Source organism: Agromyces mariniharenae, from assembly GCF_008122505.1.
In the GTDB taxonomy this organism is placed as follows: domain Bacteria; phylum Actinomycetota; class Actinomycetes; order Actinomycetales; family Microbacteriaceae; genus Agromyces; species Agromyces mariniharenae.
Map to the genome: position 1 here is coordinate 2,125,867 of NZ_VSSB01000001.1, position 16,884 is coordinate 2,142,750.

Below are 16,884 nucleotides of genomic sequence, written 5' to 3' on the forward strand. Positions count from 1 at the left end.
TCAGCCGAGCGAGATGCCGCGCGCGGCCATGAACGGGACCGCGTCGATGGCGGCGCCGTCGAGGTGCACCTCGTAGTGGAGGTGGCACCCGGTGGAGGCGCCCGTGCTGCCGACCGCGCCGATGAGCTGGCCCGCGGTCACGGTCTCGCCGGCCGCGACGAAGACGCCGCCGTCGGTCAGGTGCCCGTAGCCGGTCTCGACGCCCGAGCCGTGGTCGATCTGGATCCAGTTGCCGAGGCTGCCGTTCGGGCCGGCCGCGTTCACGACGCCCGACGTGGCGGCGTAGACCGCCGTGCCGCACGAGGCGGCGAGGTCGGTGCCCCGATGGAAGTCGTTCACGCCCGGCAGCGGCTTGACCGGCCGAGGGCCGAAGTCGGAGGTGATCCGACCGACCACGGGGAGCGCCCAGCCCTGGTCGCTGAGCTGTCCCGCATCGGCGGGCAGGTTGAGCAGGAGCGAGACGCCGCTCGACGCCAGGCGGCTGTCGGATGCGGCGTCGGCCTGCAGGTCGGCGAGCTCCTGGCGCGCGTCGGCCAGCGCCTGCTCGGCGGCCTCGACCTCGGCCTCTGCGGCTTCGACCGGCACCTCGTCGACCGCGGCCCATGCGGCGTCGGCGCGCTCCTGCGCCGCCGCGGCCTCCTCGGTGCGCTTGTCGGCGATCGCGAGGAGCTTCTCGACGTCACCGGCGATCTGCTCGACCCGCGCCACGCCGCCGAGGCCGGCGAGCAGGTCCTTGCCGGCGCCGAACGCGGCGGGGATCGACGAGAGCGTCGCGCCGTCGCCCTGCGCGGCCGCGAAGTACACGCGGCCGGCGGCGTCGGCCTTGGCCTTGGCGTCGTCGGCGAGGCCCTGCATGCGCTCGGCGACGGCCTGCGCCTCGGCCCGCATCGACCGGGCGTCGGCGAGCGCCGCCTCAGCGGCGCGGAGCTGCGACGTGGCGAGCTGGATACGCGCCTGCGCCCCCGCGAGCGCGGCCGACTGCAGGCTGTTCGTGCCCGTCGAGATCGACGCAGCGGTCGCGCGCAGCGTGCGCGTGGGCGACGAGATCGTCGGCGAGGTCGGCGCGGGTGAGCCCGGTGGGTTCGTTGCCGGATCCGTGGGCGGCGGTGTGGCCGGATCCGTGGGCGGCGGTGTGGCCGGGTCGGTCGGCGGCGGCGGCGTGGCCGGGTCGGTCGGCGGCGGCGTGGCCGGGTCAGTGGGCGGCGGCGTGGCCGGGTCGGTCGGTGGCGGCGTGGCGGGATCGGTCGGCGGCGGCGTGGCCGGATCGGTCGGAGTCTCCGTCGCCGGCGCGGGCTCCTCCGCCGGCGCGGGCTCCTCGGCCGGCGCGGGTTCGGTCGTCGGTTCCGCGGTCTCGGTCGTGGTCGCGTCGGTCGTGCTCGTCGTGTCGGTGGTCCCGGTCGCCGAGAGCTCCTCCGCGTAAGCGGGCGCGGCACCCAGGACGCTCAGCAGCACGACGGCCGTTGCTGCGGCGAGCGTGACGCCACCCCGGCGAGCGCTCCGTGAATACCACGGGCGCTCTCGGCCGGGTTCTGAACAGGGTGGCGTCGGCGTCATCAGGTTCCGTTTCGGGTATCGGCCCGGGGCCGATCCCGTCCAGTCTGTCATCGCCGCCCGAGTGAGACAACCGTTCTGCAGCGTACGCACAGCCCACGTTCGGGGTACATGAGCATGTCTCACGTCGGCGGGGATGGTGCCCGGAAGGTGTCACACCAGGTCGCCGGCCTCCCGCGACGCCCTCGCGACGACCTCGCCCGACGCCACGAGCCCCGTGATCGCCTCGATCTCGGGGGACAGGAATCGGTCGGGCCCGGGCACTGCGCCGACGCCCGCCACGAGCTCCACGACCGCTCCCGTGGCGGCGCCCGGCCGCAGCGGAGCGCGCAGCGCGAGGCCGCGCGAGGCGGTCATGACCTCGATCGCGAGCACGCGCGCGAGGCCGTCGATCGCGCGCCGGAGCTTGCGCGCGGCGGCCCACCCCATCGACACGTGGTCCTCCTGCATCGCCGACGACGGGATCGAGTCGACCGACGCCGGCACCGCCAGGCGCTTCAGCTCGGACACGATGCCCGCGGCCGTGTACTGGGCGATCATCAGCCCCGAGTCGACGCCCACCTCGTCGGCGAGGAACGGCGGCAGGCCCTGGTTGCGCGCGCGGTCGAGGAACCGGTCGGTGCGCCGCTCGCTCATCGAGGCGACATCCGCCACCGCGATCGCGAGGAAGTCGAGCACGTACGCGACCGGCGCGCCGTGGAAGTTGCCGTTCGACTCGACGCGGCCGTCGAGCGTCAGCACCGGGTTGTCGACCGCGCTGGCGAGCTCGGCGTCGGCGACGGACGCCGCGTGGGCGAGCGTGTCGCGGGCGGCGCCGTGCACCTGCGGGGCGCAGCGCAGCGAGTAGGCGTCCTGCACGCGCGTGCACTCGGGTCCCTTGTGGCTCGCCACGATGGGGGACCCGGCGAGCAGGGCGCGGAGGTTCGACGCGGCGAGCGCCTGGCCGCGCTGCGGGCGCAGGGCGTGCAGGTCCTCGGCGAACACCGCGTCGGTGCCCATGAGGCCCTCGACGCTCATGGCCGCCGCGACGTCGGCGGTGGGGAGCAGGCGACGCAGGTCGTCGATCGCGAGGGCGAGCATGCCGAGCATGCCGTCGGTGCCGTTGATGAGGGCGAGGCCCTCCTTCTCGCCGAGGCGCAGCGGCGTGATGCCGGCGGCGGCGAGGGCCGTCGCGGCATCCGTCGGCTCGCCATCGGCCGTGCGGACCTCGCCCTCGCCCATGGCGACCAGCGCGCAGTGCGCGAGGGGCGCGAGGTCGCCCGAGCAGCCCAGCGAGCCGTACTCGCGCACGACCGGCGCGATGCCCGCGTTCAGGATCGCCGCGTAGGTCTCGGCGGTCTCGCGGCGCACGCCGGTGCGGCCGGTCATGAGGGTCGAGAGGCGCAGCAGCATCAGGGCGCGCACGACCTCGCGCTCCACCTCGGCGCCCGAGCCCGCGGCGTGCGAGCGGACGAGGCTCGCCTGCAGCTGTGCGCGGCGGTCCTCGGCGATGAAGGTGGTCGCGAGCGCGCCGAAGCCGGTCGAGATGCCGTAGTGCGGCTCGGGGTCGGCGGCGAGGCCCTCGACGATCGCGCGGCTCGCGGCGACCTCCTCGAGGGCCGCCGGGTCGAGCTCGACGGATGCCCCGTGCCGGGCCACGGCGACGACGTCGTCGATCGTGAGGGGTCCGGTGCCGACGGTGACGGATGCCGCGATGCGGTCGGGTGCGGGCGCGATGGTGCTCATGCCTCCGATTCCACACCGCACCCGCGCGCGCGGGAACGCCGAGGAGTACGCTGGCGTCCGGGATCCCGGACGAGGAGGTCGCATGGAGCCCGGCTCGAAGGTGCCCGCCGCCGACCAGACGCTCGCGATCCTCGCCCACCTGGCCGCGCAGCGCGGGCCCGTGCCCGCCGCGACCATCGCGCAGGCGCTCGAGATCCCGCGCTCGACCGTCTACCACCTGCTCGCGGTCATGCAGGAACGCGGCTTCGTCGTGCACCTGCCCGAGGAGCGCCGGTACGGGCTCGGCATCGCCGCGTTCGAGCTGTCGAGCGGGTTCAGCCGGCAGCAGCCGCTCTCCCGGCTCGGACGGCCGCTCGTCGCGACCCTCGTCGACCGCCTCGGCGAGTCGGGGCACCTCGCGGTGCTGCACGGACGCGACGTGCTCTACCTCGTCGAGGAGCGCGCGCCACGGCGTCCCTCGCTCGTCACCGACGTGGGCGTGCGCCTGCCCGCGCACCTCACGGCCACCGGACGGGCGATGCTCGCCGAACTCCCGCCGGCGCAGCTGCGCGCACTGTATCCCGACCGGGCGGCGTTCGCCGAGCGGCATCCCGAGGGCGAGGCGGATGCCGCGGAGTGGAGCTACGGGCGCCTGAAGCGCGTGCTCGCCGACGTGCGCGCCCGCGGCTGGGCCGCCGAGGACGGCGAGGTCACGAGCGGCCTCGCGTCGGCCGGAGCGGCGGTCGTCGACCACCTCGGCTGGCCGGCCGCGGCGATCGCGGTGACGTTCCCCGACGACGCCGCGACCGGGCTGCGCGAGCGGGCCGTGGAGGGCGTGCGCGAGGCGGCGGCCACGCTCTCACGTCGCATCGGCGGCATCCGCTGATCGGAACCGGTCAGCGCTTCGGTGCCGGTCAGCTCTGTTGCCGGTCAGCGCTTCGGTGCGAGCCAGCGCCGCAGCATCCGCGTGACGAGGGGGAGCACCCAGTACGTCATGATCGGCGTCAGCACGAGCGTGGTGCCGAGCGCCCTGAGCCAGATCGGCAGCTCGCCCCATCCGGGCACGGGCGCCACGAGGTAGGCGAACAGCAGGTTCACCGGGAAGAACCCGAGCCAGATCGTGACCGCCTGCTTCCAGCGCGGCGGCGCGGGCGGCAGGTCGGATGCCTCGGCGCCGTGCCCCGCGGCATCCGCCACCGGCACCGAGCCCGTGGCCGGCTCGTCGAACCAGCCCTCGATGCCGGTGCGCCGCCGGCTGCGCTCGGAGTGCACGAAGTCCTCGCCCATCGACAGCCACCGGCTGCGCTCGGGCGATCGCTCCCACGCGTCGAGCGTCTCCTCGTTCGCGAAGCGGTAGAGCATGTGCCACACGGTCGACGTCTCGCCGGCGCGCACCCAGCCCGAGCCGAGGAAGCCCGGATATCCGTTCGCGAGGTTGACGCCGGTCTGCACCCAGGCGGTGGCCTCGGAGATCCGGGCCGGGTCCACCTCGCGCCGGATCGACACGGTGATCGGTTCGCTGGCCATGCATCCATCCCACCCCATCGCGGTTTCGGAGCGGTAACGGGCGGCCCTACCCGACCAGTCGGCGCGCACCGGCGAGCACGCGTCGGGAGCCGACGTGCGCGAGGGCGAGCAGCGCGAGCGCGACGAGCGCCGGCAGCGGAGCGAAGCCCGCGACGAGCAGGGTCGCGACGCCGGCGACGGCCGCGACGGTGTCGATGACGGTCGCGACGACGGATGCCGCGTCTCGGCCTCGCTGCCGGCGACCCCGCTCGAAGCGCGCGAACACGAGCACCACGGGCACCACGGCTGCCGCGCCGGCGGCGAGCCAGAGCGGACGCGTCGCCCACCACTCGACGCTCAGCGGATCCGGCAGCGGCGTGCCGAACGTCGCGTGCGCGGCGAGGGAGAGGCCCGCGAGCGCGACGAGCACGGGCATGTGCCAGAGGTACACCGTCATGGCGCGCTCGCCGACCGCGGAGATCGGGCCCGCGGCATCCGCCCGGTCGACCCAGGCGCGGATGCGCGGCCGTGCGAGCTGGAACAGCGCGAGCTGCGCGACGCCGAGCACCACGAGGGTCACGTTCGGCGGGTTGAGGTTCTCGTACATGTCGACCGGGAACGGGCCCGCCACCGTCAGCACGGCGAGGACGCCGAGCGCCGCGACAGCAGTTCCCCACAGCGCACGGGGGCGGAACCGGTCGAGCCCGCCGTCGGCGAGGTGGAACCCCAGCTGCTGCACGAGGAGCCAGACGAGCACGAGGTTGAGCAGCCCGATCGCGTCCACGCCCGTCGACAGGCGAACGACATCGACGGCGACGACCGCGGCGAGGAGGACGACGGGCGTCAGCAGCCGCGCCCGCTCGTGCGCGCGCACCATGACCGGCACGAGCGCCGAGGTCGCGAGGTAGACGCCGAGGAACCACAGCGGCTGGCCGACGCGGAAGCCCGCCGTGGCCACGAGGTCCTCGGGCAGGCCGGCGAGCCGGAGCACGACGAGACCGCTCGCGACGACGGCGACGACGGCGATCGCGGGCCGCACCAACCTCCCGATGCGCGAGCGGACGTACTCCGACGCCGTCGCTCCCTTGGCGCGCATCGACCGCCAGTGGTGGAAGCTCGAGAAGCCGCCCGCGATGAAGAAGAGCGGCATGATCTGCACGACCCAGCTGACGGGGCCGAACCAGGGCTGCCCCTCGAGGGCGTTCTGCAGCACCGGTCCGTCCGGCCCCATGCTGACGCCGAACATCATGGCGTGCAGGCCGAAGACGACGACGAGCAGGGCGATGCGGATCGCGTCGACGCTCGTGTCGCGGGCGACTCCGGTGCGCCCGGCGGCGGGCGAGCCGCCGTGGTGGGATGCCGCTGCGGGCGTGCCCGCCGGGCGGCTGAGCGTGTCGGTCATCACCGTGCTCCATCCGGGCGGACCATCCGCCCACGATGAGAGACGGTAGGGACCGGGCACCCCCGGCCACATCACACGGGGGTGCCGTTCCGACCCCTACCCCGGTACCGCTCGGGGGGCCGGCGGATGGGCCGACGGTACGAGGAGCTCGGGCTACGCGCCGGGCTGCACGAGCCCCGTGTCGTACGCGAGCACGACGGCGTGCACGCGGTCGCGCAGGCCGAGCTTCTGCAGGATCTTCGACACGTGCGTCTTGACGGTCTGCTCGGCGATGAAGAGCGCCGACGCGATCTCGGCGTTCGACATGCCCCGGCCCACGAGCGTGAGCACCTCGCGCTCGCGCTCGGTGAGACCGGCCAGTCGGGTCTCCGAGGTGCGCGGCGGCGGTGCCGACCGGGCGAAGTCCTCGATGAGGCGCCGGGTCACGCTCGGCGCGAGCAGCGCATCGCCGGCGGCGACGACGCGCACGGCGGCCACGAGCTCCTCGGGCGTCGCGTCCTTCAGGAGGAACCCGCTCGCGCCCGCGCGCAGCGCCTCGTAGACGTATTCGTCGATGTCGAACGTCGTGAGCATGAGCACGCGCGGCACGTGGTCGGAGCCGCGCGCCGGCGTCTGCAGGTCTCTCGTCGCCTCGATGCCGTTGCGATGCGGCATCCGCACGTCCATCACGACGACGTCGGGGCGCAGCTCGTGGGCGAGCGCGACCGCCTCGACGCCGTCGGCGGCCTGCCCCACCACGTCGATGCCGGGCTGCGCGGCGAGCACCGCCGCGAACCCGGCACGCACCATCGCCTGGTCGTCGGCGACGAGCACCGTGATCGTCACGTGGTTCCTCCGTCCGACCCGAGCGGGAGGGTCGCAAGCACACGGTATCCCCCGCCCGGACGCTCGCCGTACTCCGCACGGCCGCCGAGCAGCGCCGCGCGCTCGCCGATGCCCACGAGGCCGTGGCCGCCGCCGCGCGCGTCGGGACCCGGGGCACCCGTGGCCGGCTCGTTCTCGACGCCGACGACGAGGTCGCCTGCGAGCACCTCGACCGTGACGTGCGTGGCGGCGCCCGGGGCGTGGCGCACCACGTTCGAGAGCGCCTCCTGCACGATGCGGTAGGCCGTGGTCGCGGTGAGCCCCGTGGCGGGCAGCGCCTCGCCGAGTTCGAGCGTGACGGGCACGCCCGCGCGTTCGACGGAGCCCACGAGGGCCGGCAGGTCGTCGAGGCCGGGCTGCGGCGCCGTGTCGGCGGCGGCGTCCTCGCTGCGCAGCACGCCGAGCAGCTGGCGCATCTCGGTCATGGCGGTGCGAGCGGATGCCGCGATCTCACCGAACTCGGCCGTCGCCTCGTCGCTCAGCCCCGCCAGGCGGTAGGGAGCGCTCGTGGCCTGCACGTGGATGATCGACAGTCCGTGCGCGACGACGTCGTGCAGCTCGCGGGCGATGCGATTGCGCTCCTCGACGAGCACGCGGCGTTCCTGCTCGGAGGCGGTGGCCGCCCGCTCGCGGAACAGCTCTACTCCGATGGTGCGACGCTGCGCGACGAGCACGGCCACCGCCAGCGCCGAGAGCGTGATGGCCGCCGCTGTGACGAGGTTCGCCGCGGCGCCCGCGTCGACGAACGCGAACGGCGCGGTGACGACGACGCCGGCGAGCCAGGCGGACAAGCCGAGCCACCACGGGCGCATGAGGCCGAGCACGATGAGCAGGGCGGCCTGCGACAGGATCGACGTCACCGGCCAGGGCCACGGCGCGGCATCCGACGACGCGGAGAGCAGCGCGAACGCGAGCAGGCCGACGGTCGAGAGCGCGGCGCCGAGCCACGGCAGGCGCACGGCGAGCGGGACTGCGCCCGCGAGCGCGAGGCTCGTGGCGAACGCCGCGAGCGGGTGCACGCCGTAGGCGGTCGCGGCGATCGGCACCGAGACCGTCACGAGCACGACCGCGAGCAGCGAGGTCGCGAGCCAGGTCCACGCGCGCACGCGGCGGTCGCCGGAGGGTGGTGCCTGCATTCGGAGGTCCATGGTGGCAGCAGCCTGTCACGAGGACCGCGGCGCGGCATCCCTCGGCGGAGCGATCCTGCGGCCGTACGCCGGTAGGGTCCGGCGCCGGCCGGGGCCGTGTGCCGATCCGGGCGCGCGGTCGTCAGCGCTCCGTGGACGGCGTCACGATCCCGTCGACGGCGGTGTCGGGCTTCATCGCGGCTGAGGCGAGCCGGTCGGCGTTCCGTTGCTCGCGATTCTTCTGGATCATGCGATCGTCTCGGATCGGCAGCTGCAGCCGATCCTCGGCGTCGATGCCGTTGCGCAGCTGCCGGGCACGCTCGACCTCGGTGTCGAGCACGGCGCCGAACAGCAGCGCGAGGTTCGAGAGCCACACCCAGAGCAGGAACGCGACGGCGAACCCGAGCACGCCGTAGGTGCGCTCGTAGGTGCGCACGCCCAGCACGTACGCCGTGAAGAGTGCCGTCGTGGCGAGCCAGGTGAGCAGCGCACCGCCCGCCCCGACGCTCATCCAGCGGATGTTGCGCCGCTTCACGTTCGGCGTCGACCAGTAGAGCAGGGCGATGATGACGGCGACGAGGACGGCCACGACGGGGAGCTTCAGGAAGTCCCACCAGATCACGAGGCCTTCGTCGACGCGGAGCGAGCGCGCCAGCGCATCGGCGACCGGGCCGCTCACGAGCATGAGCACCGCCACGATCGAGCCGAGCACGACGATCACGACCGCGATGCCGAGGAACATGGGCCGCGACTTCCAGAACGGGCGTCCCTCGTCGATGCCGAGGATGCGGTTCATGCCGCGCCCGAACGTGCCCAGGTAGCCCGACACCGTCCACAGGGTGAGCACGAGCCCGGTCGCGAACGCGAGCGCGGCGTGCGACGCGTCGAGCAGCTGCTCGATCGGATCGTCGACCGCCGTCGCGACCTCGTCGCCGGCGAGGTCGCCGATCACGTCGAGGGCGGTGCGCGCCACCGACTCCGCGCTGCCGAAGATGCCGATGAGCGCGAAGGCGCCGAGCAGGGCGGGGAAGACCGAGAGCACCGCGTGGTAGGTCAGGGCCGCCGCGATGTCCCAGCTCTGGCTGATGCGGAACTCGTGCAGCGTGCGACGGAAGATCGTCTGCCAGTCGTCGCGCGTCAGTTCGACGGGGGAGTCGGCACCGGAACTCATCTCGCCTCCTCGGGCTGGACGGACGGGCTCGTGCCGAGCCTATGTCCGCGGATGCCGCGGTCGGCAGGGGTTGCGCGACCGCCCTCGCCCGGTCAGCCGAGGTGGGCGTGCAGGAAGGCGGCGACGCGCGGCCGGAGCGCGTCGTCGAGGATGCCGATCGAGTGCGCATCGCCCGGCACCACGACCAGCTGCGCCGGCACGCCCGCGGCGCCGAGCGTGGCGATGAAGCGCTGCGACTGCCCGAGCGGCACGACCTCCTGCTCGGCGTGCCCGATGAAGAACGGCGGGTCGCTCGGGTCGACCCGACTCGTCGGCGAGGCATCCGCCGACTGCGGGCACGCGTCGAGGCCGGCGCCCGGGTCGCAGCCGAGGTACTCGCCGACGATGCCCTCGAGCCACGGCGAGGCGCCGTCGGCGGCGAGCTCGGCCGCGCTCAGGCCGACGGGGCCCGACAGCTCGGCGACGGCGGCGACACGCGACCCCTCGTCGAGCGGGCCCTCGCCCGTGGTGCCGAGGAGCGCGGCGAGGTTGCCGCCGGCCGACCCGCCGAAGGCGCCGATGCGCGCGGGGTCGATGCCGAAGCGCTCGACCTGCTCGGGGCGCCGCAGCCACTCCACCGCGAGCGCCACGTCGTCGATCGCGGCCGGGAACCGCGCGTCGGGCACGAGCCGGTAGTTGACGGATGCCGCGACGAAGCCCTCGCTCGCGAGCCACAGGCACACGTTGCGCCAGTCGGCGTTCGCCTTGTCGCCGCGGGCCCAGCTGCCGCCGTGGATCGACACGACCGCCGGCCGCTGCTGCACGAGCGCGTCGGCGGCGGGCAGGCAGACATCGAGCGTCAGCAACGTGCCGTCTTCCCGCGTGCCGTACTCGAGGTCGGCCTCGACGTCGAGGCCCGCGGGCGGGGTGAACGTGCGGATGCCGATGATCTCCGCGCTCGCGACCTCGCTCGCCGCGTCGGGGCCAGTCGGGTCGATCTCGCGCAGTTGCGTGTGGAAGCCGGAGAGCGCGACCACGCCGGTGATCGCCGCGATGGCGGCCAGCGCGGCTGCGACGATCCGCCTGGCGCGGATGCCGGAGCCGCCTGTGATTCGGGTCGAGGTCACACCGGGCTCCGGGTTCAGGGGTGGAGTGATGCTAACCCACGATCCGGCGATCGCAAACGCCGTGGTCCACGCCCGGATCCGTGGCCTGCTCGGGGCTTTCCCAGCCGCGATCCGGTATCGTTGCCGAGTCGGTTCTGGACACCGCGCCACGGTGCGGATGGGTTTGTGAGTCCTGAGGGCCGGATTCGAGGGCGGCTTGCCCTCGGAAGTCACCGTATGTGAACGGCCCCGGTCGACGATGTTCCGGGTTCTCAGCCATGCCGAGCGCACTCCTGCGCCCGGCCGGCTGCCATGTACTCAGTACAACCCAGGAAGCAAGATCGTGCCCAAGAACAAGAAGCCCGCGGGCGGACGACCCGCCAGGAACTTCGATCCCTCGTACGCGAAGGGCGGCCGCAAGGGCGGCCCCGCCGCGCGTCACGGCTCGTCGACGCAGAAGCCCGGATCGCGCAGCGCCGGCCACCGCGGCTACCGCCCCGAGGAGGAGGCCCCCCGCAAGGAGCGCTGGTCGCGCGAGGAGCGCGTCGCCACGGGCCGCACGCCGCACCGCGCCGTGCGCGACGGACGTCCGGCGCGTGAGGAGCGCCCCGGCCGCGACGAGCGTGCGCCGCGCGCGCACTATCGGGAGGACCGCCCGGCGCGTTCGTACGACCGCGATGACCGTGCGCCGCGCCGGTTCGACCGCGACGACCGTGCGCCGCGTCGGTTCGAGCGTGACGAGCGTCCCGCGCGTTCGTACGACCGCGGTGAGCGTGCCCCGCGTCGGTTCGACCGTGACGAGCGTCCCGCGCGTCCGTACGACCGGGACGACCGCGCCCCGCGTCGGTTCGACCGCGACGAGCGACCCGCGCGCTCCTACGACCGTGACGATCGTGCGCCGCGTCGCTTCGAGCGTGACGATCGTGCCCCGCGTCGCTTCGACCGTGACGACCGTGCGCCGCGCCGGTTCGACCGCGACGAGCGTCCCGTCCGCCGCGAGTTCGACCGCGACGAGCGTCCCGTCCGCCGCGAGTTCGACCGCCCCGGCTTCCGCGACTCCGAGCGTCGCGCGTCGAGCTTCTCCCCGTCCCGCGAGGCGGAGGCCCGCTTCACGCCGCAGGACGACGTCGTGCTCGAGCGCCTCGAGGCCGAGGCCATCCAGGCCGACGCGGTCGAGGGCGTGACCTTCGCCGACCTCGGGCTCGGCGGCAATGTCGTGCGCGCGCTCGCCGAGCTCGGCGCCGAGTCGCCGTTCCCGATCCAGGCGGCGACGATCCCGGTCGTGCTCGAGGGTCGCGACGTGCTCGGCCGCGGCCGCACCGGTTCCGGCAAGACCATCGCGTTCGGCGCGCCCACGGTCGAGCGCCTCATGCAACTCTGGGCGGAGTCGGGCAAGTCGGGCGGCAAGCGGCAGATCGGCCGGAGCCCCCGCGCGCTGATCCTCGCGCCGACGCGCGAGCTCGCGCTGCAGATCGACCGCACGGTGCAGCCGATCGCGCAGAGCGTCGGCCTCTACACCACGCAGGTCTACGGCGGCGTCCCGCAGGGCCGCCAGGTGGGCGCGCTCCAGCGCGGTGTCGACATCGTGATCGGCACGCCCGGCCGCATCGAGGACCTCGTGGAGCAGGGCCGCCTCGACCTCAGCCAGGTCGTCGTCACCGTGCTCGACGAGGCCGACCACATGTGCGACCTCGGCTTCCTCGAGCCGGTGCAGCGCATCATCCGCCGCACCTCCGAAGGCGGGCAGAAGCTGCTGTTCTCCGCGACGCTCGACACCGGCGTCGCCGCGCTCGTCGACGAGTTCCTCGTCGACCCGGCGGTGCACGAGGTGGCCGGCGAGGACCAGGCGTCCTCGACGATCGACCACCGCGTGTTCGTCATCGACAACCGCGACAAGCGCGACATCGTGGCCCAGCTCGCCCAGCGCGACGGCAAGACCCTCGTCTTCTCGCGCACCCGCGCGTTCGCCGAGGACCTCACCGACCACCTCGAGGACTACGGCATCCGCGCGGTGGCGCTGCACGGCGACCTCAACCAGTCGCGCCGCACGCGCAACCTGCAGCAGCTCACGAGCGGCCGGGTCGACGTGCTGGTGGCCACGGATGTCGCGGCACGCGGCATCCACGTCGACGACATCGACCTCGTGATCCAGGCCGACGCCCCCGACGAGTACAAGACCTACCTGCACCGCGCCGGACGCACCGGCCGCGCGGGCAAGGAGGGCCGCGTCGTCACGCTCATCCCGCGCAACCGCCAGCGTCGCATGGCCGAGCTGCTCGGCCGCGCCGAGATCGACGTCGACTTCGAGGACGTGCGCCTCGGCGACGAACTGCTCACCGACCTCGACACCATCGAGACGGCGCCGGTGGAGACCGAGCGCGAGCCCCAGGAGGTCGTCTCCTAGGAGACCCGCGCCGACCGGCTCGAACAGGCCCGCGACCCGCCCGGTCGCGGGCCTTCTCGCGTGTCACGCGCAGGGCTACCATGAGCGCACGCGCGATGCCGTGCACGACTGGGCGTGGGCGAGGGCGCGAGGTGTGGAGGGCATCGACATGAGCGACGACCAGAACCCGCAGGCCGGATCGCCGGACTCGCCGACGCCGGGGGCGTCGCCATCGCCCGGCGGTTCACCGACGGTGAGCCGCGCGATGCTCCTCTGGGTCGGCGCCGCGGTGGTCGTGCTCTCGTTCGTCGCGGCGTTCCTCGGGTCGTGGCTCGCGCGCTCGGCCGATGCGACCGAGGCCGCGCCCACGCCGACGCCGACGGCCGCGGAGGTCGACGAGGCCGCCTACGAGGAGGCCATCGAGGAGATCCTGCCCGCCGGCTCGGCCGTGCGCGCCGGCACCGGGGTGCCCGAGGCGGGCAAGGGCTACGAGGGCGACGTCTACATCGACATCTCGAACTCCGATGTGTACCTGTTCCAGGACGGCGAATGGACCCTCGTCGGCAACATCCGCCAGAACGCGGCCGAGAACCTCACGGGTGCGCAGGGTCCGCAGGGGGAGCAGGGCGCACAGGGCGAGCAGGGTGCCCAGGGCGAGCAGGGTGCGCAGGGCGAGCAGGGCGAGGCCGGAACGCCGGGCACCCAGGTGCTCCTCGGCACCGGCGTGCCCGACCCCGAGACCTGCACGACCGACGGCGACATCTTCATCGACACGAGCACCGTGCAGTTCTACGAGTGCACGGCCGGCGAGTGGACGCTGTTCGGCCCGACGCCGACGCAGCTGCCCGCCCCGACCGAGGCGCCCACCGAGGGCTGAGGCAACCCGACCGATGGCGTCGCGTGGCAACGAGTGCCGGTGCGACGCCATCGTCGTGTGTCGCCCCGAGTGGCGCCCCGCCCGACCCTGGGGCATAATTACTGACTGAACGGTCGGTTGCCAATTCCGAGCTCGAGCTGCCGCTCGACCGGGAGGACCCGTCGGCGAATACGCTGGGCGGGCGAGCGTTCCCGGACGATGCAGTCAGGAGTGAGCATGGCGGAGGCCTTCCTCGTCGGCGGGGTGCGCACCCCGGTCGGACGCTACGGCGGTGCGCTCGCGAGCGTACGGCCCGACGACCTCGCCGCACTCGTCGTCGGCGAGCTCGTGCGTCGCACCGACCTCGACCGCGCCGGCGAGCTCGGCGCGATCGACGAGGTCATCCTCGGCGCGGCCAACCAGGCCGGCGAGGACAACCGCAACGTCGGGCGCATGTCGGTGCTGCTCGCCGGACTGCCCGACGAGGTGCCCGGGATCACGGTCAACCGGCTGTGCGCGTCGGGCATGTCGGCCATCACGATGGCCTCCCAGGCGATCCGCGCCGGCGACGCCGACCTCATCATCGCGGGCGGCGTCGAGTCGATGACCCGCGCGCCGTGGGTGCAGGCCAAGCCCGACCGGCCGTGGGCCAAGCCGGGTGCGGCCTACGACACGTCGATCGGCTGGCGCTTCCCGAACCCCCAGCTGCTCGCCCGCGACAAGGCGACCTACGCGATGCCCGAGACCGCCGAGGAGGTCGCCCGCGTCGACGGCATCACGCGCGAGGACGCCGACGCCTTCGCCCTGCGTTCCCAGCAGCGCGCCGCCGCGGCGATCGCCGCCGGCCGCTTCGAGCCCGAGATCGTCGGCGTGCAGACCCACAAGGGCGAGGTGCTCGTCGACGAGGGCCCGCGCCCCGAGACGACCCCGGAGGTCCTCGCCGGGCTGCGTCCCGTGGTGCACGGCGGCTCGGTCGTGACGGCGGGCAACTCGAGCGCGCTCAACGACGGCGCATCCGCGATCCTCGTCGCGAGCGGCGAGGCGGTCGAGCGCTACGGCCTCACGCCGCGCGCCCGCGTCGTCGTCGGCACGAGCGCCGGGCTCGCGCCCGAGATCATGGGCCTCGGGCCGGTGCCAGCGACCGAGAAGGCGCTCGAGCGCTCGGGCATCGACCTCGACGACATCGGCTCGGTGGAGCTCAACGAGGCGTTCGCGACGCAGTCCATCGCGTGCATGCGCCGGCTCGGCCTCGACGAGGCACGCGTGAACGCCGACGGCGGCGCGATCGCCCTGGGGCATCCGCTCGGCTCGTCGGGCTCTCGGCTCGTCGTGACGCTGCTCGGCCGCATGGAGCGGGAGGGCTCGCGTTACGGCCTCGCGACCATGTGCGTCGGCGTCGGCCAGGGCACCGCCCTCATCGTGGAGCGCGTGTGATGGGCGAGGTTCCCCCGCTGTCGGATGCCGCGGGCGGGCCGCTGCGCGTCGAGCGGTTCGACGACCGCGTAGTCGCCACGCTGAACCGGCCCGAGAAGCGGAACGCCATCGACCAGGCCACGATCGATGCGCTGCACCTGCTGTGCGCGGAGCTCGAGGCGATTCCGCGGATCCTGATCCTCACGGGCGCCGGCGGCGTGTTCGCGTCGGGCGCCGACATCGGAGAGCTGCGCGAGCGCCGGGCCGACGACGCGCGGCGGGGCATCAACGCGAACGCGTTCGTGCGCGTGCACGAGCTGCCCATGCCGGTCATCGCCGCCCTCGACGGCTATGCGCTCGGCGGCGGGGCCGAGCTCGCGTACGCGGCCGACATCCGCATCGCCACGCCGCGCCTGCGCATCGGCAACCCCGAGACAGGGCTCGGCATCATCGCCGCGGCCGGCGCGAGCTGGCGCCTGAAGGAGATCGTGGGCGAGGCGCGCGCGATCGAGCTGCTGCTCACGGGGCGGGCGATCGGCGCCGACGAGGCGCGCGACCTCGGCCTCGTGACCGAGCTGCACCCGGTCGACGAGCTCCTGCCCGCGGCGCACGCGATCGCCGACCGCATCGCCGCGAACGACCGGGCCGCGACGATCGCCACGAAGCGCGTGTTCCGCGCGCCGCGCGCGGACCATCCCGCCGTCGACCTCGAGGAGCAGGCCGAGCTCTTCGAGAGCCCCGAGAAGTTCCGGCGCATGACCGAGTTCCTCGAGCGGAGGCAGAAGCGATGAGCGAGATGTCCGGTGGTCGAGTAGCGCCCGGCGAAGCCGGACGCGTATCGAGACCTGGCGACGAGGATCTCGATACGCGTCGCGCTCCGCGCGGCGCTACTCGATCAGCGACCTCGACCGGCGCCCCGTCCGACGTCGGCGTGCTCGGCGGCGGGCGCATGGGCGCGGGCATCGCGCACGCGTTCCTCCTGGCGGGCTCGCGCGTGACGGTCGTCGAGCGCGACGCGGATGCCGCCTCCGCGGCGTCGGCGCGCGTGCTCGAATCCGTCGCGGCATCCGTGGCCCGAGGCACCGCCGACGACGACGAGGCGGCGATCGCCGCGCGCTTCGCCACGAGCACCGACGTCGCGGACTTCGCCCGCGCAGGCCTCGTGGTCGAGGCCGTGCCAGAAGACCTGGAACTGAAGATCGACGCGCTCACCCGCGTCGAGGCGGTCCTGCCGCCCGAGGCCGCGCTCGCGTCGAACACCTCGTCGATCTCGATCGACCAGCTCGCCGCGCTGCTCGACCGGCCCGACCGGTTCCTCGGCATGCACTTCTTCAACCCCGTGCCCGCGTCGTCGCTCGTCGAGCTCGTGCGCGGCGACGCCACCCAGGGCACGCTCGTGGCCGAGGCGCGCGAGTGGGTGCACGCCATCGGCAAGACGCCCATCGTCGTCGCGGACGCCCCGGGCTTCGCGTCGTCGCGGCTGGGCGTCGCGCTCGGGCTCGAGGCGATCCGCATGCTCGAGGACGGCGTGGCCAGCGCCGAGGACATCGACGCGGCCATGACGCTCGGGTACAGGCATCCGGTGGGCCCGCTGCGGCTCACCGACATCGTCGGCCTCGACGTGCGGCTCGGCATCGCCGAGTACCTCTCGTCGACGCTCGGCGAGCGATTCGCGCCGCCCGCGCTGCTGCGCCGCATGGTGGCCGAGGGCAAGCTCGGCCGCAAGACGGGCGAGGGCTTCTACCTGTGGGATGCGCCGTGACGCGCATCACCGTCGCGCTCACCCCGCCGCTGCGCCAGTTCGCGCGGCTCCGCACCAGTC

General features: G+C 74.0%; 14 protein-coding genes. 6 read left to right on the forward strand and 8 right to left on the reverse strand.

Going from position 1 to position 16,884, the window contains the following annotated elements:
- On the reverse strand, positions 1 to 1,452 hold the full coding sequence (locus FYC51_RS09875; protein WP_148733379.1) for a M23 family metallopeptidase: 1,452 nt from the start codon (positions 1,450 to 1,452) through the stop codon (positions 1 to 3).
- A gap of 252 nt (positions 1,453 to 1,704) precedes the next feature.
- Positions 1,705 to 3,276: a histidine ammonia-lyase gene (hutH, locus tag FYC51_RS09880; RefSeq protein WP_148733380.1), complete on the reverse strand. Its 1,572-nt coding sequence runs from the start codon at positions 3,274 to 3,276 to the stop codon at positions 1,705 to 1,707.
- An 82-nt stretch (positions 3,277 to 3,358) separates the two neighbouring features.
- Here hutH and FYC51_RS09885 point away from each other — a divergent pair, with 82 nt between their 5' ends.
- Positions 3,359 to 4,141 (forward strand): IclR family transcriptional regulator, encoded by a 783-nt coding sequence (locus FYC51_RS09885; protein ID WP_148733381.1) that lies wholly within the window; start codon positions 3,359 to 3,361, stop codon positions 4,139 to 4,141.
- Positions 4,142 to 4,185: 44 nt separating this feature from the next.
- On the opposite strand, the gene FYC51_RS09890 is transcribed toward FYC51_RS09885, so the two are convergent.
- From FYC51_RS09890 to FYC51_RS09915, 6 genes are all read right to left on the reverse strand, one after another.
- Positions 4,186 to 4,782: an antibiotic biosynthesis monooxygenase gene (locus tag FYC51_RS09890; RefSeq protein WP_148733382.1), complete on the reverse strand. Its 597-nt coding sequence runs from the start codon at positions 4,780 to 4,782 to the stop codon at positions 4,186 to 4,188.
- Between the two features lie 46 nt (positions 4,783 to 4,828).
- Positions 4,829 to 6,163 carry an acyltransferase family protein gene (locus FYC51_RS09895; protein ID WP_187432569.1) on the reverse strand — a complete coding sequence of 445 codons (1,335 nt, stop codon included), beginning with the start codon at positions 6,161 to 6,163 and terminating at the stop codon, positions 4,829 to 4,831.
- A gap of 153 nt (positions 6,164 to 6,316) precedes the next feature.
- Positions 6,317 to 6,988: a response regulator gene (locus tag FYC51_RS09900; RefSeq protein WP_148733384.1), complete on the reverse strand. Its 672-nt coding sequence runs from the start codon at positions 6,986 to 6,988 to the stop codon at positions 6,317 to 6,319.
- The gene (locus FYC51_RS09905; RefSeq protein ID WP_148733385.1) at positions 6,985 to 8,163 is read right to left on the reverse strand and encodes a sensor histidine kinase; all 1,179 of its coding nucleotides are present in this window, start codon (positions 8,161 to 8,163) and stop codon (positions 6,985 to 6,987) included. Before FYC51_RS09905 ends, FYC51_RS09900 begins: the two co-directional genes overlap by 4 nt.
- A 133-nt stretch (positions 8,164 to 8,296) precedes the next feature.
- Positions 8,297 to 9,325, reverse strand: coding sequence for a YihY/virulence factor BrkB family protein (locus tag FYC51_RS09910; protein WP_148733386.1), 1,029 nt, complete (start codon positions 9,323 to 9,325; stop codon positions 8,297 to 8,299).
- A gap of 92 nt (positions 9,326 to 9,417) precedes the next feature.
- Positions 9,418 to 10,431: an alpha/beta hydrolase gene (locus tag FYC51_RS09915; protein ID WP_187432570.1), complete on the reverse strand. Its 1,014-nt coding sequence runs from the start codon at positions 10,429 to 10,431 to the stop codon at positions 9,418 to 9,420.
- Positions 10,432 to 10,753: 322 nt separating this feature from the next.
- Here FYC51_RS09915 and FYC51_RS09920 point away from each other — a divergent pair, with 322 nt between their 5' ends.
- The 5 genes from FYC51_RS09920 (at position 10,754) to FYC51_RS09940 (ending at position 16,824) form a co-directional block, all read left to right on the forward strand.
- Positions 10,754 to 12,814, forward strand: coding sequence for a DEAD/DEAH box helicase (locus FYC51_RS09920; protein WP_148733388.1), 2,061 nt, complete (start codon positions 10,754 to 10,756; stop codon positions 12,812 to 12,814).
- A gap of 148 nt (positions 12,815 to 12,962) precedes the next feature.
- Complete coding sequence (locus FYC51_RS09925; protein WP_148733389.1) at positions 12,963 to 13,670, forward strand: collagen-like protein; 708 nt, start codon at positions 12,963 to 12,965, stop codon at positions 13,668 to 13,670.
- Positions 13,671 to 13,886: 216 nt separating this feature from the next.
- On the forward strand, positions 13,887 to 15,083 hold the full coding sequence (locus FYC51_RS09930; protein WP_148733390.1) for an acetyl-CoA C-acyltransferase: 1,197 nt from the start codon (positions 13,887 to 13,889) through the stop codon (positions 15,081 to 15,083).
- Positions 15,083 to 15,853, forward strand: coding sequence for an enoyl-CoA hydratase/isomerase family protein (locus tag FYC51_RS09935; RefSeq protein WP_148733391.1), 771 nt, complete (start codon positions 15,083 to 15,085; stop codon positions 15,851 to 15,853). Before FYC51_RS09930 ends, FYC51_RS09935 begins: the two co-directional genes overlap by 1 nt.
- Positions 15,850 to 16,824, forward strand: coding sequence for a 3-hydroxyacyl-CoA dehydrogenase family protein (locus FYC51_RS09940; RefSeq protein ID WP_274379486.1), 975 nt, complete (start codon positions 15,850 to 15,852; stop codon positions 16,822 to 16,824). The genes FYC51_RS09935 and FYC51_RS09940 overlap by 4 nt, the downstream gene beginning before the upstream one ends.
- Positions 16,825 to 16,884 lie beyond the last annotated feature (60 nt).

Bases quoted from the DNA above. Each gene is read 5' to 3' on its own strand.
- hutH (WP_148733380.1), bottom strand. From the start codon at position 3,276: ATGAGCACCATCGCGCCCGCACCCGACCGCATCGCGGCATCCGTCACC.
- FYC51_RS09885 (WP_148733381.1), top strand. From the start codon at position 3,359: ATGGAGCCCGGCTCGAAGGTGCCCGCCGCCGACCAGACGCTCGCGATC.
- FYC51_RS09890 (WP_148733382.1), bottom strand. From the start codon at position 4,782: ATGGCCAGCGAACCGATCACCGTGTCGATCCGGCGCGAGGTGGACCCG.
- FYC51_RS09895 (WP_187432569.1), bottom strand. From the start codon at position 6,163: ATGACCGACACGCTCAGCCGCCCGGCGGGCACGCCCGCAGCGGCATCC.
- FYC51_RS09905 (WP_148733385.1), bottom strand. From the start codon at position 8,163: ATGCAGGCACCACCCTCCGGCGACCGCCGCGTGCGCGCGTGGACCTGG.
- FYC51_RS09910 (WP_148733386.1), bottom strand. From the start codon at position 9,325: ATGAGTTCCGGTGCCGACTCCCCCGTCGAACTGACGCGCGACGACTGG.
- FYC51_RS09925 (WP_148733389.1), top strand. From the start codon at position 12,963: ATGAGCGACGACCAGAACCCGCAGGCCGGATCGCCGGACTCGCCGACG.
- FYC51_RS09930 (WP_148733390.1), top strand. From the start codon at position 13,887: ATGGCGGAGGCCTTCCTCGTCGGCGGGGTGCGCACCCCGGTCGGACGC.
- FYC51_RS09935 (WP_148733391.1), top strand. From the start codon at position 15,083: ATGGGCGAGGTTCCCCCGCTGTCGGATGCCGCGGGCGGGCCGCTGCGC.
- FYC51_RS09940 (WP_274379486.1), top strand. From the start codon at position 15,850: ATGAGCGAGATGTCCGGTGGTCGAGTAGCGCCCGGCGAAGCCGGACGC.